At 58.4% G+C, this 18,266-nt stretch carries 19 protein-coding genes and 1 pseudogene; 14 read left to right on the top strand and 6 right to left on the bottom strand.

Annotated elements, in window-relative coordinates; translation table 11 throughout:
• The first annotated feature begins 106 nt into the window (after positions 1-106).
• Together AC6I8C_RS09210 and AC6I8C_RS09205 are read left to right on the top strand one after the other, a co-directional pair.
• On the top strand, positions 107-1,318 hold the full coding sequence (locus tag AC6I8C_RS09210) for an MFS transporter (protein ID WP_497822255.1): 1,212 nt from the start codon (positions 107-109) through the stop codon (positions 1,316-1,318).
• On the top strand, positions 1,315-2,199 hold the full coding sequence (locus tag AC6I8C_RS09205) for an EamA family transporter (protein WP_497822254.1): 885 nt from the start codon (positions 1,315-1,317) through the stop codon (positions 2,197-2,199). The genes AC6I8C_RS09210 and AC6I8C_RS09205 overlap by 4 nt, the downstream gene beginning before the upstream one ends.
• Positions 2,200-2,210: 11 nt before the next feature.
• Here AC6I8C_RS09205 and AC6I8C_RS09200 read toward each other — a convergent pair whose 3' ends face one another.
• From AC6I8C_RS09200 to AC6I8C_RS09185, 4 genes are all read right to left on the bottom strand, one after another.
• Positions 2,211-2,843, bottom strand: coding sequence for a DapH/DapD/GlmU-related protein (locus AC6I8C_RS09200; RefSeq protein ID WP_497822253.1), 633 nt, complete (start codon positions 2,841-2,843; stop codon positions 2,211-2,213).
• A 632-nt stretch (positions 2,844-3,475) separates the two neighbouring features.
• The gene (locus AC6I8C_RS09195; RefSeq protein ID WP_013357849.1) at positions 3,476-4,777 is read right to left on the bottom strand and encodes a PQQ-dependent sugar dehydrogenase; all 1,302 of its coding nucleotides are present in this window, start codon (positions 4,775-4,777) and stop codon (positions 3,476-3,478) included.
• Positions 4,778-4,789: 12 nt separating this feature from the next.
• On the bottom strand, positions 4,790-5,197 hold the full coding sequence (locus AC6I8C_RS09190) for a DUF2231 domain-containing protein (protein ID WP_013357848.1): 408 nt from the start codon (positions 5,195-5,197) through the stop codon (positions 4,790-4,792).
• A 165-nt stretch (positions 5,198-5,362) separates the two neighbouring features.
• Positions 5,363-6,478 carry an ABC transporter substrate-binding protein gene (locus AC6I8C_RS09185; RefSeq protein ID WP_497822252.1) on the bottom strand — a complete coding sequence of 372 codons (1,116 nt, stop codon included), beginning with the start codon at positions 6,476-6,478 and terminating at the stop codon, positions 5,363-5,365.
• Positions 6,479-6,825: 347 nt separating this feature from the next.
• Between AC6I8C_RS09185 and AC6I8C_RS09180 the strand changes: the two genes are divergently transcribed.
• The 6 genes and pseudogenes from AC6I8C_RS09180 (at position 6,826) to AC6I8C_RS09155 (ending at position 13,228) form a co-directional block, all read left to right on the top strand.
• Positions 6,826-7,980 carry a mandelate racemase family protein gene (locus tag AC6I8C_RS09180; RefSeq protein WP_497822251.1) on the top strand — a complete coding sequence of 385 codons (1,155 nt, stop codon included), beginning with the start codon at positions 6,826-6,828 and terminating at the stop codon, positions 7,978-7,980.
• A gap of 192 nt (positions 7,981-8,172) precedes the next feature.
• The gene (locus AC6I8C_RS09175; RefSeq protein ID WP_497823328.1) at positions 8,173-9,699 is read left to right on the top strand and encodes an ABC transporter substrate-binding protein; all 1,527 of its coding nucleotides are present in this window, start codon (positions 8,173-8,175) and stop codon (positions 9,697-9,699) included.
• Positions 9,696-10,727 carry an ABC transporter permease gene (locus AC6I8C_RS09170; protein WP_497822250.1) on the top strand — a complete coding sequence of 344 codons (1,032 nt, stop codon included), beginning with the start codon at positions 9,696-9,698 and terminating at the stop codon, positions 10,725-10,727. Before AC6I8C_RS09175 ends, AC6I8C_RS09170 begins: the two co-directional genes overlap by 4 nt.
• Positions 10,724-11,629 carry an ABC transporter permease gene (locus tag AC6I8C_RS09165; RefSeq protein WP_497822249.1) on the top strand — a complete coding sequence of 302 codons (906 nt, stop codon included), beginning with the start codon at positions 10,724-10,726 and terminating at the stop codon, positions 11,627-11,629. Before AC6I8C_RS09170 ends, AC6I8C_RS09165 begins: the two co-directional genes overlap by 4 nt.
• Complete coding sequence (locus AC6I8C_RS09160; protein ID WP_033784580.1) at positions 11,601-12,467, top strand: ABC transporter ATP-binding protein; 867 nt, start codon at positions 11,601-11,603, stop codon at positions 12,465-12,467. The genes AC6I8C_RS09165 and AC6I8C_RS09160 overlap by 29 nt, the downstream gene beginning before the upstream one ends.
• Positions 12,468-12,477: 10 nt before the next feature.
• Positions 12,478-13,228 (top strand): annotated as a pseudogene (locus tag AC6I8C_RS09155) (ABC transporter ATP-binding protein).
• A gap of 68 nt (positions 13,229-13,296) precedes the next feature.
• Here the strand turns inward: AC6I8C_RS09155 and AC6I8C_RS09150 are convergent.
• Complete coding sequence (locus AC6I8C_RS09150) at positions 13,297-13,935, bottom strand: RpiB/LacA/LacB family sugar-phosphate isomerase (RefSeq protein ID WP_442798276.1); 639 nt, start codon at positions 13,933-13,935, stop codon at positions 13,297-13,299.
• A gap of 139 nt (positions 13,936-14,074) precedes the next feature.
• Here AC6I8C_RS09150 and AC6I8C_RS09145 point away from each other — a divergent pair, with 139 nt between their 5' ends.
• The 3 genes from AC6I8C_RS09145 to AC6I8C_RS09135 all read left to right on the top strand — a co-directional run bounded on the left by AC6I8C_RS09145 (position 14,075) and on the right by AC6I8C_RS09135 (position 15,711).
• Entirely contained in the window at positions 14,075-14,404 is a 330-nt protein-coding gene (locus tag AC6I8C_RS09145) for a cupin domain-containing protein (protein WP_497822248.1), read from the top strand.
• Between the two features lie 265 nt (positions 14,405-14,669).
• On the top strand, positions 14,670-14,909 hold the full coding sequence (locus tag AC6I8C_RS09140) for a hypothetical protein (protein ID WP_497822247.1): 240 nt from the start codon (positions 14,670-14,672) through the stop codon (positions 14,907-14,909).
• 307 nt (positions 14,910-15,216) lie between these two features.
• Complete coding sequence (locus tag AC6I8C_RS09135) at positions 15,217-15,711, top strand: P-loop nucleotide/nucleoside kinase family protein (protein WP_497823327.1); 495 nt, start codon at positions 15,217-15,219, stop codon at positions 15,709-15,711.
• A gap of 12 nt (positions 15,712-15,723) precedes the next feature.
• Here the strand turns inward: AC6I8C_RS09135 and AC6I8C_RS09130 are convergent, their stop codons facing one another.
• Positions 15,724-16,617: a dihydrodipicolinate synthase family protein gene (locus AC6I8C_RS09130; RefSeq protein ID WP_497823326.1), complete on the bottom strand. Its 894-nt coding sequence runs from the start codon at positions 16,615-16,617 to the stop codon at positions 15,724-15,726.
• 144 nt (positions 16,618-16,761) lie between these two features.
• Between AC6I8C_RS09130 and AC6I8C_RS09125 the strand changes: the two genes are divergently transcribed.
• Genes AC6I8C_RS09125 through AC6I8C_RS09115 form a run of 3 tightly spaced genes read left to right on the top strand, consistent with a single transcriptional unit; the run spans position 16,762 to position 18,176 of the window.
• Complete coding sequence (locus AC6I8C_RS09125) at positions 16,762-17,076, top strand: antibiotic biosynthesis monooxygenase family protein (protein WP_497822246.1); 315 nt, start codon at positions 16,762-16,764, stop codon at positions 17,074-17,076.
• Position 17,077: 1 nt separating this feature from the next.
• The gene (locus tag AC6I8C_RS09120) at positions 17,078-17,461 is read left to right on the top strand and encodes an amino acid-binding protein (RefSeq protein WP_497822245.1); all 384 of its coding nucleotides are present in this window, start codon (positions 17,078-17,080) and stop codon (positions 17,459-17,461) included.
• 4 nt (positions 17,462-17,465) lie between these two features.
• Positions 17,466-18,176, top strand: coding sequence for an ArsR/SmtB family transcription factor (locus AC6I8C_RS09115; RefSeq protein WP_497822244.1), 711 nt, complete (start codon positions 17,466-17,468; stop codon positions 18,174-18,176).
• Positions 18,177-18,266: the final 90 nt, after the last annotated feature.

The raw sequence follows: 18,266 nt of genomic DNA, 5'->3' as shown, positions 1-18,266 counted from the left end.
TCTGATAAAGCCAGCTTAGCCAGACGCAAAAGAAGTTGCAAAAAAAAACCTCTACTGATAATTATGTTGCAACCTGGTTTCAAACAAAAACCACTCAGGCGCTATGATGACCACAACAACTGGCAAGACCTGTCCTTCTGAAGCAAATTCGCCGCCCGCTGCGACGCCGATGCTTACGCCCCGGATGATCGTTTTGTTCTCACTTACCTCTGCGCTGGCGGTCGCCAATGTTTACTCGGCGCAGCCATTGCTGAAGTCGATAGCCGCCAGCCTGAATGTTTCCCCCGGCAGCATTGGCGCTGTGGTGACAGCCACGCAGATCGGTTACGCCATCGGGCTGATCGTTCTGGTGCCGCTGGGCGACTGCGTGAATCGCAAAAAACTGGTGGTTATCCAGCTACTGCTTTCCGTGCTGGCATTAACCGCCGCAGCTTTCGCGCCCGATCTGACGACGCTGCTGGGCGCGATGCTGCTGGTGGGATTGATGGCAGTGGTCACGCAGCTGATGGTGGCCTGGGCCGCCATGCTGGCATCGCCAGAACAGCGCGGGCGGGTGGTCGGCAGCGTGACCAGCGGCATCGTGATCGGCATCCTGCTGGCGCGTTTTATTTCGGGGATGATTGCCGATCTGGCGGGCTGGCGGACGGTCTTTCTGACGGCCGCCTGCCTGTTACTGCTGATCTCGCTGGTACTCATAAAAGTGCTGCCCGCCTCAACCGGCGAGACGCAGCGCACCGCTTACCCGCTGCTGTTACTGTCAGTTTTGCGGCTATTCCATACAGAACCCCAGCTGCGCAAACGTGGCATCCTGGCGCTGCTGATTTTCGCGGCCTTCAGTATGCTCTGGTCCTCGATGGTGCTGCCGCTGACCGCCCTGTCACTGTCACACACTCAGACCGGGATGTTCGGACTGGCAGGCCTGGCCGGTGCGCTGGCGGCCACCAGAGCAGGCGCCTGGGCTGACCGGGGATGGGGCCAGCGTGCCACCGGCTTAGCCCTGGTGCTGCTGACCCTCTCCTGGCTGCCGATAGCCGCGCTTCAGAGCTCAATCCTGCTGCTGGTTTTCGGGGTGATCCTGCTCGATTTTGCTGTTCAGACAGTGCACGTGATTAATCAGAGCCTGCTCGTCACTGCCCGCCCCGAAGCGGCCAGTCGTCTGGTCGGTGCGTACATGTGCTTTTACTCGCTGGGCAGTGCGCTGGGGGCCATTGCGGCGACTCAGCTGTACGCTCACTGGGGATGGCAGGCTGTCTGTTATGCCGGGGCAGCCGTCAGCGCCTCAGCCTTTCTTTGCTGGTATGGAGCACGTCAATCATGAAATTATCGCATCTGCTACTCGCCGTGCTGGTCACCGCCATCTGGGGCGTAAACTTTTCCGTTATCAAACTCGGGCTGCATGCGGTCGATCCCTTTATCCTGGCGGGCATTCGCTTTACGCTCTGCGCCCTGCCCGCGCTGTTCTTTATCCGGAAACCGGACGTGCCGTGGCGCTACCTGATCAGCTACGGCCTTGTCTTCGGCATCGGTCTGTGGGGACTGGTGAATCTGGGGATTAAAACCGGGCTGTCGGCGGGCATCGCCTCGCTGCTGTTGCAGTTCAGCGCCTTTTTCACCCTGCTGCTGGGTGGCTGGGTATTCAGAGAGCGCCTCAGCCGCTATCAGGTTGCCGGATGTCTGCTGGCCTGCGCCGGTCTGCTGAGCATTTTCTTTATTACCGATGGCTCGGTGACCTTCTCCGGTATGCTGCTGGTGCTGGCAGGCGCGATCGCCTGGAGCATTGCTAACATCATCAACAAAAAAGCGGCGACCCGGCAGGTGTTTGCGTTTCTGGTCTGGTCGAGCGCCTTTGCACCCATCCCGCTCTTCCTGCTGGACGGGCTGGTCAATGGCAGCGCAGGCTATCATGCGCTGTTCACGCAGCTGGATATGAAAGCGGTGGTATCGATACTGTTTCAGGTCTATCCCAACACCCTGCTGGGCTACTGGGTGTGGAACTGGCTGCTGAAACAGTATCCGGTCTCCACGGTGGCGCCGCTGTCGCTGCTGGTGCCGGTGTTCGGCATTCTGGGCTCAGTGGCGATATTTGGCGAAACAGTTTCAGCTCAGAAAATCGTCGCGCTGATGCTGATCGTCGCCGGGCTGGCGGTGGGACTTTATGGGCAGCGGATCGTGCGCTTTATCGGCGTGCGAACCGGCTGACGTTGAGATAATTATTCCCCGTGCCGCTGGCAGAACGCGTCGATGTCGCCGTGCTGAAAATCGGGCAGATTCGCGAGCAGTTTCTCCAGTGGCCAGTTCCACCAGGCAATGCGCTGCAGGCGGGCGGCAATCGCGGGCGTAAATCGGACCCGCAATGGCCGGGCCGGAACACCGCCCACAACGCTGTAGGGGGCAACGTTTTTGGTAACTACTGCGCCTGCGGCCAACACCGCACCATCGCCAATAGTCACGCCGGGCAGCACAATCACGCCGTGACCGATCCAGACATCATTGCCTATCACCACCCGATCGGCACGACGGGCAGCAAAGAAACCCTGATCGCGCCGCGCGTCGGGATGGTAATACTCCGGGCAGTATGTAAAGCGATGCTGCGAAGCGCGGTCCATCGGATGATTCGGCGCACCAATCCGCACCTGATTGGCAATGGCGCAGAAACGCCCCACCTGGGTGTCGGCCAGACAGCAGTGCTCACCCACATAGGAGAAGTCACCCAGCTCGCTGTATTCCAGCACGCTGTGCGCCAGGATCTCGCACTGCTGACCTACGGTGGTTTCCCGCATCCGTACACTGTCATCAATCCAGGTATGCATTAATCGGGCGGGCATAACGGCGGCAATGGACATATTGCTCCCTGTCAGGATAAGCAGCACCCCGGCGGCGTGCTTTTGCCGCACCACCTTACCCGCCTTTAATGACAGAGAATTGACACAGAAAAAAGGCGGAGTGGTTAGCTCCGCCTTGTTTCAAGTTCCGGTTAACCTGCGTGACCGGTCAGTTGCATAAGGGCAACGATGATCTGCAAGATGACCCGGATAAGATCCAGAATCAGCTTAGTCAGTTCCATCACTTTCCTTCTCCTTTTTCAGGAGCGCGCTATTCGGCAACCAGGGCTTTGACTCTACCCGCCGGGTGCCTGAGCACATCTTTGTGGAGAGGGCTGAGCGGCACTCATGGTTAAAGCCACAGGCCAGCACCACCTGATGCCTGCCGGGATTTTTAAAACCGTGCCCCTGGGAGCGGCCAGTCGACTATGAGGCGATGCTCAACACTCAACACATGTATAAACATACAGTATTTTGGCGAAACTTGAAATCCTTAGCCGCACATTTTACAATCTTGTTTGTGGAGAGTGCTGAGCACCTCGTTCGCAGCGCGGTTACCAGCCGGGTAGCGAACAAAAAAATAAAGGATTTGGCGCGATGCCAAATCCTTTTTTTATGTCTGTTTTACGGCGATAACTCAATCCGCGCAGTACTCACTTCGCGGCGCTGATACGCCAGACGGTATTCCCTGCGTCGTCAGCGATCAGCACGCCGCCCTGTTTATCGCTGGCGAGACCGACCGGCAAACCACGCACCTGCTTTTCATCGTCCGTCAGGAAGCCCGAAACCACCGTCTGCGGCTGCCCCACCGGCTTGCCATTCTCAAATTTCACCCACACCACTTTGTAGCCATTCAGCGGCGTCCGGTTCCAGCTGCCATGCTCGCTGATAAACGCACCGCCACGGTACTGCGGCATATTATCACCACCGTAGAACAGCAGGCCCAGCGGTGCGACATGCGAACTCAGGGCGTAATCGGGCTTGATCGCCTTCTCAACCAGGTCGGGACGCTGGGGTTCGGCACGGGTATCCACATGCTGACCAAAGTAGCTATAGGGCCAGCCGTAAAAACCTTTATCCTGTACCGAGGTCAGGTAGTCCGGCACCAGATCGGAGCCGATTTCATCACGCTCGTTGACGATAGCCCACAGCTTGCCGCTCTGCGGTTCCCACTGCAGGCCGGTCGGATTGCGCAGACCGCTGGCGTAAATACGGCTGGCACCGCTGGCCGCATCCACTTCCAGTACCGCTGCCCGGCGATACTCTGCGCCAATGCCGTTTTCGGTGACGTTACTGTTGGAGCCAACGCCCACATAGAGTTTGCTACCATCGGGGCTGGCTAACAGCGCCTTGGTCCAGTGGTGGTTAATCGGTCCGCCCGGCAGCTCCGTTACCTCTTCAGGAGCAGTACGGATCTCCGTGTCCCCTTCGCGATAGGGGAACTTCACCAGGCTGTCAGCATTCGCCACGTAGAGCGTATTCCCAATCAGCTGGATACCAAACGGCGAGTGCAGATTCTCAATAAAGCGATGCTGCTCCCATTTGCCATTAACGTTACGCAGCAGCGTAATGCGGTTGCCGCCTGCGCCGCCCTTGCCTGACGCTTTCTGCACGATACCCATAATCAGCTGTTTAGGCCGGGTGGTCGGTTTTGGCGGGCCATTGGATTCCGCGACCAGCACATCATTGTTTGGCAGCACGTAGACCTGACGCGGATGCTGCAGATTCTCAGCAATCTTCTCAATCTTCAGGCCATCAGCCACTTTTGGCATTTCACCGGCTTTCCAGGGCGTGCCTTCCGGCACCTGCATCGGCGGCATAAAGAAATTCTGCGCCTGCGGCAGTTCGGGATTGGGTCCGATCTGCTTTTGCGGATCGACCAGCGCACCATCATCACAGCCTGCCAGCAGCGTGGTCAGGGTCAGCGCGAGCAGCGTTTTATGCGGTATGTTCATGGTGGCTCCTCCTTAAGCGCTACGCTGACGTAACGCAAGTTGCACATTCGCCAGCAGCAGCAGCGCTACCACCAGCGTCGAGAGCGTTACGCCCAGCGGGATCACCGCGGCGGCATCACGGCTGTGAATAAACGCATTGACGATAGCGATGATGATGGCCACCAGCCAGAGCCAGAAATGGCCCTTTTCCGCGCTGTCACTGCCGCGAAACAGATAAACCAGTGCAATAAGGCGTGGCACGATGGCCAGTATCAGTCCCAGCGCAATCAGCCAGCCTGCGGCATCCGTCCAGAACTGCACAAAGGTCTGCATGTAGAGAATGTCAAACAGCCAGGCCGCCACAAAAAAGCCCAGCGGCACCGGCTCCAGCAGAGCATACAGCGTCACGGCAAACGCCGATCTTCCCAGGGTATTGCGCATGTTTCTCTCCATTTTTAACGTGAATGCGGACCAGGTCAGATGTCGCGCTGCTCAGAGCAACCGACCCCGCGCCTGTAAAAGATTAGTAAATCTGAAGAGAAACAGAGGGTTTATTCGGAGGGAATTGCAAATCAGGCGGATGACGTCCCTGTCATCGCCGGTCAGTCAGGGCTTATCAGCGGGCAAGGTAACCCAGTAGCCTGGCTGGTAAGGCAGCGGCAGGAACTTCTCGTGGAACGCGCGGAAGGTGGCATCCGGATCGACATCGGCAAACAGATCGGGATGCAGCCATTTCGCCAGCGCCTGAATCGCCACAAACTGATACGGGCTGTCGTAGAACTGATGCCAGATGGCGTGGACGTTGCCGTTATGCGCCACCGGCAGGGTTTTAAAGGCATCGCGCATCATCAGTGCCTTAAGACGCGCCGTCGCTTCAGTGACATTTGCACCCGGACCGACGCCGACCCATTTGCCCACGGTGTTGTAGTTCTTCCAGTTTGCGCCGGTCACCACCACCACATCCGGCTGGCTGGCGATAATCTGCTCCGGGTTAACCGTGCCGAAGGTGCCAGGGATCAGGTCTTTCGCGATGTTGCGACCGCCTGCGATCTCCACCATCTGACCAAAGTTCTCATTGCCGAACGACATGCAGCACTCGTCGCTGTAGCCGCCTGCGCGGTCGATCATCACTTTCGGGCGATAGCCGGTGAAGTTCTTCAGGCGCGAGGTCACAAGGTCAATCTGCTGCTGGCGGAAGGTGATGATCTCCTGCGCGCGTTCCGGTTTGTTTACCAGTTCGCCCATGATGCGGATACTTTTCTCCGCGTTCACCATCGGCGCTTCACGGAAATCGATAAACACTACCGGCACACCCACGGCCTGCAGTTTTTCAATCAGCTTGCCTTCATCGGTCGCCGCTTTCGACTCCAGATTCATCAGCACCAGATCGGGCTTCAGGGTTAGTGCCTGCTCGACGTTAAAGGTGCCATCTTTTGCGCCGCCGAAGGTCGGTAATTTTTTAATTTCCGGATAACGCTTCTCATAGGCCTGATAACCGTCCCAGTCCGCCTTGTGAAGGTCATCACGCCAGCCAATCACCCGCCTGAACGGGGCGTCGGTGTCAAATGCGGCCAGCAGATAGATCTGACGGCCCTCACCCAGAATGATGCGCTTAGCCTCCTGCGGCACCTCGACCTGACGGCCTGCGACATCGGTAATCATTTTGGCCGAAGCCGTCCCTGCCAGCGTGAGCAGCCCCAACGCTAAAAACCATTTTTTCATTATGAAAACCCGCACAAATGATAATGAGAACTATTAATGTAAGGCGGCGTTACTATCACCTAAAACGACGTTCAGGGGAAGTCATCCGGTTAAATGTTTTTTGCGGCGAGGTTAATGGGTTAATTGCCCATTAACAGGGCTGTTAATCAGCGAACAAGCGCAGCGTGTTGCTGCTCACAAAACGGACAGCTTTCGTGAATATGCTCACAACACCCTGGGCGGCTGCACACATATTAGCCATTAATCGTATCGATTTGGCCAATGCGTTAATGAATTGTGAACGCTAGATTAAAAATGAAACAGCGTTTTAATAATCCATCGGAAAAGTCAGCCTCAGGAGTATAACCGTGAAGATCAGCGCCATAGATGTCACCCTCTTTACCTATCCTACCCGGCGCGTTGCCGACAGCGCCGGCCACTCCCATCCCTGCCCGGAAAATGATGCGCAGATGGCGCTGTTGACCCTGACCAGCGAGGATGGCGATTGCGGTTACGCCTTTGCGCCGCCGGAAGTGGTGCGGGCGCATGTGGTTAATGCCTTCTTTCGCAAGGTGCTGATCGGTCAGAACGCCTTTGACCGCGAGCGTCTGTGGCAGGATCTGGTGCACTGGCAGCGCGGCAGCGCCCACCAGCTTACCGAGCGTGCGCTCTCCGCTGTTGAGCAGGCGCTTTGGGACCTGATTGGGCGCAGGCTGAAACAGCCGGTGCACAAGCTGCTGGGCGGCTATCGCGAGAAGATCCCGGCTTACGGCAGCACCATGTGCGGCGACGAACTCAGCGGCGGTTTATCGACGCCGGATGAGTATGCACAGTTCGCGGAAAAGCTGGTGGCACGGGGCTATCGGGCGATCAAGCTGCACACCTGGATGCCGCCGGTCGCCTTTGCGCCCAGCCCGGCCATGGACATTAAAGCCTGCGCCGCGGTGCGTGAAGCGGTTGGCCTGGATATCGCACTGATGCTGGATGGCTACCACTGGTACAGCCGCAGTGACGCGCTGACCATTGGCAAGGCGCTAGAGAAGCTTAACTTCACCTGGTTCGAGGAGCCGATGGAGGAAGAGAGCATGGCCTCTTACGCCTGGCTGGCGGACAACCTCTCTATCGACGTGCTCGGCCCGGAGAGCCTGGGCGGTAAACATCACAGCCGCGCCGACTGGGTCCGTGCCGGTGCCTGCGACATTCTGCGTGCCGGGGCCAATGGCGTAGGCGGCATCTCCGCCACGATGAAAGTGGCCAGTCTGGCGGAAGCTTTCGGCATGGATTGCGAAGTTCACGGCAACGGCGCAGCCAGCCTGGCAGTCGTCGGAGCAATCCGTAACTGCCGCTGGTATGAGCGCGGCCTGCTGCATCCTTTCCTGGATTATGAGACGCCGCCTGCGTATCTCAACAGCCTGATTGACCCAATGGACGATCGGGGCTTTGTCACCCTGCCCACCCGCAGCGGGCTGGGAGAGGATATCAACTTCAGCTGGATTGAGACCCACACGCTGAACCGCTGGTAATGAAGTACGGCAAACAATAATAACCCCGTTGCCGCGCAGCCCTGATGACGGGGTAAACGGGAAAAACCTCTGACCTGCTGGACTTTACCTATGACCCTGACACAACGATGTGGCGCGTGGCTGATCACGCTGCTGGTGCTCACGAGCGCGTCAATCCAGGCAAGGACCCCGGATGACCAGCTGATCGTCGGCATGAATATGAACAACCTGCTCACCCTGGATCCGGCCGCGATGACCGGCAACGAGGTGGTCGGTATTGTGGTGAATCTCTATGACGGCCTGGTGGAGCTGAATCCGCAGCAGCTCACCGAGGTGCGCCCGGCGCTGGCGGAACACTGGTCAGTCAGTCCGGATAACCGCACCCTGACCTTTCACCTGCGCAACAACGTCAGGTTTCACTCCGGCAATCCGCTCACCAGCGCCGATGCAGTCTGGTCGATGCGGCGGGTGCTGCATCTGAATCTGGCGCAGGCATCCGTGTGGAAGTCCTACGGTTTCAGCCGCGACAATGTGGACCAGATGATCACCGCCCCCGACGACCGCACGCTGGTGATCACCCTGCCTAAACCCAACGATCCGCAGCTGGTGATCTACTCGCTGGCGGCGCTGGGCAGCATGGTGGTGCTGGACCGAAAAACGGTACAGCAGCATGAGGTCGATGGCGATTGGGGCAACCGCTGGCTCACCACCCATGAAGCGGGTTCCGGCCCGTTCCGGCTGGATGTCTGGCAGGCAAAAGATGTGCTGCGGATGAGTCGCTCGGCAGACTACTGGCGCGGTGAGGCGAAGATGTCGCGGGTGGTCTTCCGCCACCTGCAGGAGTCGCAAACCCTGCGGCTGATGATGGAGAAAGGCGATCTCGATATCGCCAGCAATATGGCGATCCCCGATGTGCGCGCCCTGCGTCACGATCCCGATCTCACCATCGACGCCGTCAGAAAAGGGACAATCTACTACCTGGCGATGAGCATGAACGATCCGCGCTTTGACAATATTAAGGTGCGTGAGGCGGTCCGCTATCTGGTCGATTATCAGGGTATTAATAAGAGCCTGATGACCGGCTATGGCGAACTGCACCAGCGCCCGATTCAGGCGGGAATGCCCGCCACGCTGCCCGACCCCGGTTACCGGCTCGATGTGCCGCGCGCCCGTGCGCTGCTGGCTGAAGCGGGTTATCCGGATGGCTTTGACACCACGCTGCGGGTGCTGGCCGATCAGCCGTTCCTGAATATTGCCATCGCCATTCAGTCAACGCTGCTGCAGGGCGGCATCCGGGCAAAAATCATTACCGGCACCGGCAACCAGATTTATGGCGCGATGCGCGATCGCCAGTTCAGCCTGCTGGTCGGACGCGGCGGCAGCGGCGTCGAGCCACACCCCCACTCCAGCCTGCGCGCGCTGGTCTACAACCCGAACAATGCCGACAGCGCCCGGCTGACCAACTTCCAGGGCTGGCGAACCGGTTTCTACGACGCCCAGCTCAACCGCATGATCGACCTGGCGCTGGTGGAACGCGACAAAAAACGCCAGCAGCAGGCCTATTTCGCCATCCAGCAACGCTATGACCAGCTGGTGCCTGCGCTGATGCCGATTTCACAAATGCTCGACTCCGTGGTGGTCAGTAACCGTGTGCAGGCGTATCAGCCGCATCCTTCTGCAACGACCTTCCTGCGCGACGTCTGGAAAACGCCTGAAGCCCTGGCGGGAGGCACACCATGATACTGACCCTGACACGAAATCAGTGCCGCCGCATCAGCCATCGCGCGGTGCAGGTGTTAATTACGCTGTTCGGCCTGCTGCTGCTGACCTTTTTTATTGGCCGGGTGATGCCGCTGGATCCGGTGCTGGCGATAGTCGGTCCCGATGCCGACCAGGCCACTTATCAGCAGGTCTACCACCAGCTTGGCTTTGATAAACCGCTGTGGGTGCAGTTTGGCCTCTATCTTAATGCCCTGCTGCATGGCGACCTGGGCCACGCGCTGCTCACCGGCCAGCCGGTGGTGCATGACATCCTGCGCGTCTTTCCCGCCACGGTTGAGCTGGCCACGCTGGCAATTGTAATTGGCGCAGGGCTGGGTGTACCGCTGGGTGTGCTGGCGGCGGCGCGGCGAAACAGCGTCATCGACTACGTGGTGCGGATGCTCAGCCTGGCCGGTTACTCCACCCCGATATTCTGGGTCGGCATGATGGGCCTGCTGCTGTTCTATGCCCATCTCGGCTGGGTCGGCGGCGCTGGCCGCGTGGACTTCAGCCTGGATGGCATCGTGCCGCGTCGCACTGGTTTTATGCTGATTGATGCCCTGCTGGCGGGCAACGGCCAGGTGTTCCGGAATGCACTTAATCATCTGGTGCTGCCTGCCTCGCTGCTCGGCTTTCACTCCATGGCCTACATCAGCCGGATGACGCGCAGCTTTATGCTGGCACAGCTGTCGCAGGAGTTCATTCTCACCGCGCGGGTCAAAGGCCTGACCGAGTGGCAGGTGATCTGGCAGCACGCGTTTCGCAATATCCTGGTTCAGCTGCTGACCGTGGTGGCGCTGGCCTATGGCTCGCTGCTGGAAGGTGCCGTGCTGATTGAAACCGTCTTCTCCTGGCCCGGTTTTGGCTCCTATCTCACGGGCAGCCTGATGCTGGGCGATATGAATGCGGTGATGGGCTGCGTGCTGGTGGTCGGCCTGATCTTTGTGCTGCTTAACCTGTTCGCCGACCTGCTCTATCAGGTGTTCGATCCGAGGACCAAAGTATGACGATCTCCTATGACACCCCTTCTGCCGATCACACCCGCGAGCGGCTGGCGCGCTGTCGGCGATTTGCTGCCCGCTGCGGGTCTTTCCTCTGGCGCATGGCCTGTAATCCCCTGACCGCCATTGGCGGTGGCATTGTACTGCTGCTCTGTATCGTGGCGCTGTTTGCCCCCTGGATCGCACCGTATCACCCGCTGATTCAGGATCTGGACAATGCCCTGATGCCGCCCGGTGCGGCTCACTGGTTCGGCACCGATGAGTTTGGCCGGGATATCTTCAGTCGGCTGGTGTGGGGCGCGCGCATCACGCTCTACATCGTGCTGCTGGTCTCAGTGACCGTCGGCCCGCTGGGCCTGCTGTTGGGCGTTACCGCGGGTTACTTCGGCGGCAAAGTCGATAGCGTGCTGATGCGCGTCACCGATATCTTCATCTCCTTTCCCAGCCTGGTGCTGGCGCTGGCATTTGTGGCGGCGCTGGGGCCGGGTCTGGAGCATGTGGTGATCGCCATTACCCTTACCGCCTGGCCACCCATTGCCCGTCTGGCGCGCGCCGAAACGCTGTCGCTGCGTCAGGCGGACTTTATTTCGGCGGTGCGCTTACAGGGCGCGTCGCCGCTGCGGGTACTGTGGAAACACATTATTCCCCTCTGCCTGCCGTCGGTGATTATCCGCATCACCATGAATATGGCGGGCATTATCCTTACCGCCGCCGGGCTGGGATTTCTCGGGCTGGGCGCGCAGCCGCCGGATCCGGAATGGGGCGCGATGATCGCCAGCGGCCGTACCTACATGCTGGAGTGCTGGTGGGTGGTTACCGTGCCCGGTCTGGCGATCCTGATTAACAGCCTGGCATTTAACTTCTTAGGAGATGGCCTACGTGACCTGCTCGATCCCCGCAGTGAGTAACGCCTTGCCGTTGCTCGACGTGCGCGATTTGCACGTGAACTTTGTTAACGGACGCCAGATCACCCCGGCGGTGCGCGGCGTCTCCTTTCAGCTCGGTCAGGAGAAGCTGGCGATTGTCGGCGAGTCCGGCTCCGGTAAATCGACCGTGGGCCGCGCCCTGCTGCAGCTGCATCCGGCCAGGGCGCGCATCGAGGCGAGCCGGATGCAGTTTGGTGATATCGACCTGCTGCACGCCAGCCCGGCGCAGATGCGCGCCATTCGCGGCAAACGCATCTCCATGATTATGCAGGACCCGAAATATTCCCTGAACCCGGTGATTCGGGTGGGCGAGCAGATCGCCGAAGCCTGGCGCAGTCATCATCGCGGTCAGAAAGCGGCGGCACGTCAGCGAACGCTGGCGATGCTGGAGGAGGTGCAGATCCGCGATCCCGAACGGGTCTATCAGCTCTATCCGCATGAAATTTCCGGCGGTCAGGGGCAGCGGGTGATGATCGCCATGATGCTAATCACCGAGCCGGAACTGGTGATTGCCGATGAGCCGACCTCTGCGCTGGATGTCTCGGTGCGCCTGCAGGTGCTGGCGCTGCTGGACGATCTGGTGAAGGCGCGCGGGCTGGGGCTGATTTTTATCAGCCACGATATCAGTCTGGTGCGCAGCTTCTGCGATCGGGTGCTGGTGATGTACGCCGGACGCGTGGTGGAGTCGCTGGCCGCCAGCGAGCTTGACCACGCGCAGCATCCCTATACCCAGGGATTGCTGGCGGCACTGCCCGACCTTGATCACCGTCGTACACGCCTGCCTGTATTACAACGTCATGCCAGTTGGTTGACGAACTAAGGAGTTCGCGATGATTGATGTGAAAAATCTCAGCCTGAGTTTTGGTGACGACGACCGCCGGAGTCAGGTGCTGTTCGACGTAAATCTGCAGGTGAAACAGGGTGAAATTTTCGGGCTGGTAGGCGAGTCGGGTTCGGGTAAAACCACGGTGCTGAAGTGCCTGGCGGGTTTATTTACTCACTGGCAGGGAGAGCTGAGCATTGATAACCTGCCGCTGACGCACCGCATCGATCGGGCGCGCTGTCGTCAGGTGCAGATGGTGTTTCAGGACCCTTACGGTTCGCTGCATCCGCGTCACATGCTGGGTGACATCCTGGAAGAGCCGTTGCAGATTCAGGGTATCGGGCAGCGCCAGCAGCGGGTAGTGGCGATGCTGGATAAGGTCGGGCTGAATCGCGCCTGGCAGACGCGCTATCCCCACCAGCTTTCCGGTGGGCAGCGTCAGCGCGTAGCGATTGCAAGAGCGCTGATTCTGGAGCCGCGCGTACTGCTGCTGGATGAGCCGACTTCTGCTTTGGATGTTTCGGTACAGGCGGAGATCCTGAACCTGCTCAGCGATCTGCAGCAGCAGGAGAACCTGACCTATCTGCTGGTGACGCACGATCTCGGCGTGGTGGCGCATCTCTGCCATCGCGTGGCGGTCATGCAACAGGGTAAGGTGCTGGAGACGCTGGACGTGCCGACGCTGGTGGCCGATCGCGCCGCGATGCCCTACCCGGATGCTGGTAAAGGCGAGTCGCCACACTCACGCGGCAGGCTGAAAATTAGCGGAGGTCAGAAGAGAGAATAAAAAAAGGCCGGTCAGACCGGCCTCGTGAAATCGGAGGACTTAGTGCGTCAGCTGACGCACAAAGGCAACGATCTCCTGATTTTTGCCATGTTCAGACAGGCACTGCTGGAAACGCGGGCCGCTGACGGCGGTACGCACCAGTTCAGGATCGATAGCGCGCAGCGTGTCGAGATAGTTATCTTTGATCACCGCAGCCTTAACCTGGTTCAGCAGACCGGCATTGCGCACCTGCGGCTCTTTACGCTCTGGCGGATAGCCATTGCCCTTCTCGCCGGTGAATGCTTTTTCAAAGATAAAGCGCAGATTGAGTTCTGCGCCCCAGCCAAACCCTTTAGCAAATGGCAGGGATAAGGCATTGCCGTTGTTGATCTGTGCAAACAGGTAAGCATCCGCCGGATCGATACAGTAGCCGCAGACCACGCCCGGATGGATATTCAGCGACATCAGCGCGCCCTGGCCGGTGCCGCAGCCCGCGACCACGAAATCCACTGCCTGGCTGTTGAGCAGTATGCTTGCCTGAATACCGAGGTGAATGTAAGTCAGATGGTGATCCTGCTCATCGCTCATCCCGACGTTGAAGACCTGATGGCCCAGCGGCTTTGCGACGCCTTCCAGTTCTTTCAGCACGGTAACGTTTTTAGCGGCCTGGCTGTTTTCCATCATTAATGCGATTTTCATGATCTACCCTTATAAATTAATTGAAACACCGTTTCATTTTAATGAAAAAGCACTAAAGTGCATGGGCTAATTCACCTGCGCGCTGTGAGAGCCATCACAAAACGGCCATTGCAGTGCCTGTTACCGCATGAGGATTCCGATGTTTATCTATCATAAAGACCAGCCACTGGACGATCTGGGTGATGGCGTGACCCGCCGCGTGCTGGCACATGGCGGCACCATGATGGCGGTTGAAGTGCGTTTTGAAAAAGGGGCGACTGGCCCGCTGCATCACCATCCCCATGAGCAGCTGACCTATGTACTGAGCGGACGCTTTGCTTTCACCATTGAGGGTGAAACGCGGGAAGTGGGTCCGGGGGATACACTCTACAAAGCCCCTGATGTGGTTCATGGCTGCGTTTGTCTGGAGGAGGGTGTGCTGCTGGATACCTTTACGCCGCAACGCGAAGATTTTCTCGCCGCTAAATAAACCACGCGGCCCGGTGGGCCGCTTGCCGAACTGAACTGATGTTGTCTCTTTTCCCTGGCCGCCGGATTTGACTTAAAACCGGTGCAATTTTTCTGAAATTCCCTTCACTTCTAACTTAATGATTAGCCAGTACTTCATCTGGAACCGCGCTACGCTTAGCGCCGGCTTAAAAATCATTCAGGCATATTTCTGTACAAAATTCGGATCGTTGTATAAGTTTAATAGCAGCACCAGTGCGTTTTTTAACCCGAAAGAGGACAATAATATGCCAATGCAAAACACGCTGACCCTGCCGGTGAACCATACCATCCCGGTCAAAAATGAGTTCATATCATCCTTTGCCGCTTCGGAGCAGGACAAACTCAATTTTCTGATTGAGGAGTTACTGGAAGCAGGCAAAGAAAAAAGCTGTATGGAACTGCTGCGTCATCTGGCCTCTGCGGACAGCGCAGAAGAAGAAGCGTGCTGCCGTGAACTGCTGACGCTGCTGATGGCACAAAAATGAAGCCTGTGGCTGGCGGTTTAGCGCTGATTCACTACGCTTCAGGACCTTTATTATTACTCCGGACATTCGCCTGACCGCACTTCGCCGTTCAGGCGTATTCATGTTCATCTAAAAATTACCTGCTGTTCCCAATACCCTATTGCCTGTAGCAACGGATGCTGATCCGGGTGGTCAATGCAGGTTTGCTTACAATCCCCCAGCCTCTCATTGCTTATCCCTCTACGCTTTTGTTAGCCTGAATCGCACATCGACGAGACGCGCCCTACACTGGCCGCACGGTTTATTACCCGTTTGTTGAAGGAGTGACATATTTATGACCTCTGCACCTGCCACACTGCATCTGCTGTGTGGAAAAATGGCTTCGGGGAAATCGACGCTGGCGGCTCAACTGGGTGCGTTGCCCGGTTACGTCATCATCAGCGAGGATCAGTGGCTGGCCGCGCTCTGGCAGGACGAGATGCATTCAGTGGCCGATTACGTGCGCGTTGCAGCAAAACTCAGGAAGGCGATGACGCCCCACCTGGTGGCGCTGCTTAAGGCAGGTGTATCGGTGGTGCTCGATTTCCCGGCCAACACCCGAGCGAATCGTGACTGGATGCGCTCGGTGATAGAGGCGTCTTCTGCCGATCATCGCCTGCATTATCTGGACGTGCCAGACGCGCTGTGTAAATCGCGTCTGCACGCCCGTAATCAGGGCGGCGAACACGCCTTTGCCGCCACTGACGCGCAGTTCGCACTGATTACCCGCTATTTTGAACCGCCGCAGGAGGAAGAAGGCTTTCACCTGGTGCGCCACGGTTAACGTCTTCTGCTATCAGGAGAGATCGAGAGCGGCCAGCACGTCAGCAATCTCCCGACAATCGGCAGCCGTAAGCGGCAACAGCGGACGCGGTACACAGTCGCGTTCGGTCAGCCCCAGCAGCCCTGCCGCAGCGCTGATTACCCGGAAACTGCCGCCGTGCTGGCGGAACAGTGCCCACAACGGCTCAAGACGATCGGACTGTGCTCTGACGCTCGCATAATCACCTGCGGCGGCTGCCTCGGTCATCGCTTTTGCAACGCGCGGAAACAGCCCGCCGCACACCGAATACCAGCCATCACAGCCCGCAATCAACCCGTTGCCAGCAGAGGCATCACCGCTAACGCCAATCGATACGGAAGCAGGCAGCGTGTTGCGCAGTTGCGCGAGGCGATCATTCGCTGCGGACTGCTCCGCCGGTACACCCGGAATTTTGACTGAACCCACGCCAGGCAGTTGAGCGATCCGGCCCAGCAGCGCATCAGAAAACGTAAAATGGGTCGTGCCCGGATTGTCATAGACGCAGATCGGCACCGAGGCGTGACGCGTCACGGTCTCATAAAGCGCGAACACTTCCTCCTCTTTCAATGCCTGATAACCCAGCGGCGGCAGCAGTAATGCGGCAGCACCCGCCTGCTGCGCATCTTCAGTCAGCGCCAGCACCTCATCGGTGCTCACCGCACCCACGCAGATCATCACCGGAATCGAATCTGCATGTTCAACCGCCAGCGTTGCGATGCGCCTGCGCTGCGTGCGGGTCAGATACGCATAGCTGCCGGTTGATCCCAGCACGCCAAGGGAGTCGACTTTTGCCTCCGTCAGCCTGCTCAGCAGCCGCAGAAAGGCGGCTTCATCGGGTCTGCCCTCTGCAAAGGGAGTAAGGGGAAAGGCACTGAGTCCGCTGAACATATCGTCTGCTCCATTGTAAGAATGCGTTACCTGGCTGACGTTCGTCCGTACAGCCATATTTCGGTTCCGGCCGAAGCATCGGTTCGCTCCGCCCGCTATTTTTGTGCCATCACCCTCTTTACTCTCGTTTAAAGGAAGATAGCGATGATTGCCGTACTGTTTGAAGCTGAAGCCCGCCCCGAACACCAGATGCGTTATCTGCAACTGGCCGCCGACCTGATTCCGCTGTTAAAGGACATTGATGGATTTATCTCTATTGAGCGCTTTCAGAGCCTGGGTGATAAGAAAAAAATCCTCTCGCTCTCCTGGTGGCGCGATGACGCCGCGGTACAGGCCTGGAAACGTAACCTCTGCCACCAGGCCGCGCAGCGTGAAGGTCGTGAAACCCTTTTTGCTGGTTATCGCATTCGCATCGCCGCGCTAGTCAGAGAATATGCCTCACCACAGGGAGTAAATTAACATGTTCGATATTCATGTGATCCTGCAAAATAGTCCAGGCACACTTTCCCGGCTCACCACGCTGCTGGGCCGTCATGGGATTGGACTGGAAGGCGGCGGCCTGTTCTCGTCTGGTGCGCAGAGCTACGCCCATTTTCTGGTTGCGGAAGGCGAACGGGCGCGTGCCGTGCTGGAAGCGGAGGGAATCACCGTCGAGGCCGTAAATGTCCCGTTGATTCGCAGGCTACCGCAGCAGGGTCCTGGCGAACTGGGGGCGATCACGACACGCCTGGCTGATGCCGGGATCAACATTCTGGTGCAATACAGCGATCACGCTAACCAGCTAATCCTGATCACCGATAACAATCAATCAGCCGCTGGGCTGACGACAGAATGGGCTCCATAAGCTAATGGCTAAACCGCAATTGCAAAACGCAACGGACGACAGCGACGCGCTTGAGCACGCAATTGTGAGCGTCGCCGCCGCGATGGCCGATTCGTCTCGGGTAAAGATGCTGTCAGCGCTGATGGATGGACGCGCCTGGACGGCTACGGAACTTAGCGCCGTCACCGACGTGGCCCCCTCCACCGCCAGCGCGCATCTTAACCGGTTGATTAACAGCGGCCTGATCGTCTGTCTGGCACAGGGCCGTCACCGCTATTACCGGCTGACAGGTAGTGACATCGCAACGCTGATTGAGAACATGATGGGAGTGTCGTGGCGACGGGTCGCTGCGCCGCAGAGCACGACGCCGACATCATTGCGCACTGCCCGCACCTGCTACGACCATCTGGCGGGTGAAGTCGCGGTGCAGATCTACGCCGTAATGGCACAACAGGGCTGGATCACGCCGGAGGGCAGCGCGCTCACCCTTTATGGACAACAGCAGTTTGCGGCGTTGCGAATTGATCTGTCGCAGCCCGGACGCCGCAAAGCGTGCTGTGGCTGTCTCGACTGGAGTGAGCGCCGGTTTCATCTCGGCGGCTATGCGGGCGCAGCGCTGTTAACCGCCTTTGAGGTGCAGGGCTGGCTCACCCGACAGCCCGGCTACCGTGAAGTGACGTTTACTGCGGTGGGCGCCAGGCATTTACGTCAGGTTTTCGATATCACACTTCGCTGACACAGCACGCCTGAGTTCAGAGCCCATTTGCTGCGAGGCTCTGCACGGGCGGCCTCGGACTGCCTGAAATCCCCTGATCAGCCCATAACA

Source organism: Pantoea sp. X-Soil-YNGN-844, from assembly GCF_059730595.1.
Note: the sequence above shows the minus strand (reverse complement) of the source record. Positions and strands in the feature narration are given on the sequence as shown.

Coding starts and splice junctions, on each gene's coding strand:
- AC6I8C_RS09170 (WP_497822250.1), top strand. CDS start 9,696: ATGATACTGACCCTGACACGAAATCAGTGCCGCCGCATCAGCCATCGC.
- AC6I8C_RS09120 (WP_497822245.1), top strand. CDS start 17,078: ATGTTCGATATTCATGTGATCCTGCAAAATAGTCCAGGCACACTTTCC.
- AC6I8C_RS09200 (WP_497822253.1), bottom strand. CDS start 2,843: ATGTCCATTGCCGCCGTTATGCCCGCCCGATTAATGCATACCTGGATT.
- AC6I8C_RS09205 (WP_497822254.1), top strand. CDS start 1,315: ATGAAATTATCGCATCTGCTACTCGCCGTGCTGGTCACCGCCATCTGG.
- AC6I8C_RS09150 (WP_442798276.1), bottom strand. CDS start 13,935: ATGAAAATCGCATTAATGATGGAAAACAGCCAGGCCGCTAAAAACGTT.
- AC6I8C_RS09185 (WP_497822252.1), bottom strand. CDS start 6,478: ATGAAAAAATGGTTTTTAGCGTTGGGGCTGCTCACGCTGGCAGGGACG.
- AC6I8C_RS09140 (WP_497822247.1), top strand. CDS start 14,670: ATGCCAATGCAAAACACGCTGACCCTGCCGGTGAACCATACCATCCCG.
- AC6I8C_RS09175 (WP_497823328.1), top strand. CDS start 8,173: ATGAATATGAACAACCTGCTCACCCTGGATCCGGCCGCGATGACCGGC.
- AC6I8C_RS09115 (WP_497822244.1), top strand. CDS start 17,466: ATGGCTAAACCGCAATTGCAAAACGCAACGGACGACAGCGACGCGCTT.
- AC6I8C_RS09145 (WP_497822248.1), top strand. CDS start 14,075: ATGTTTATCTATCATAAAGACCAGCCACTGGACGATCTGGGTGATGGC.
- AC6I8C_RS09190 (WP_013357848.1), bottom strand. CDS start 5,197: ATGCGCAATACCCTGGGAAGATCGGCGTTTGCCGTGACGCTGTATGCT.
- AC6I8C_RS09125 (WP_497822246.1), top strand. CDS start 16,762: ATGATTGCCGTACTGTTTGAAGCTGAAGCCCGCCCCGAACACCAGATG.
- AC6I8C_RS09165 (WP_497822249.1), top strand. CDS start 10,724: ATGACGATCTCCTATGACACCCCTTCTGCCGATCACACCCGCGAGCGG.
- AC6I8C_RS09130 (WP_497823326.1), bottom strand. CDS start 16,617: ATGTTCAGCGGACTCAGTGCCTTTCCCCTTACTCCCTTTGCAGAGGGC.
- AC6I8C_RS09195 (WP_013357849.1), bottom strand. CDS start 4,777: ATGAACATACCGCATAAAACGCTGCTCGCGCTGACCCTGACCACGCTG.
- AC6I8C_RS09210 (WP_497822255.1), top strand. CDS start 107: ATGACCACAACAACTGGCAAGACCTGTCCTTCTGAAGCAAATTCGCCG.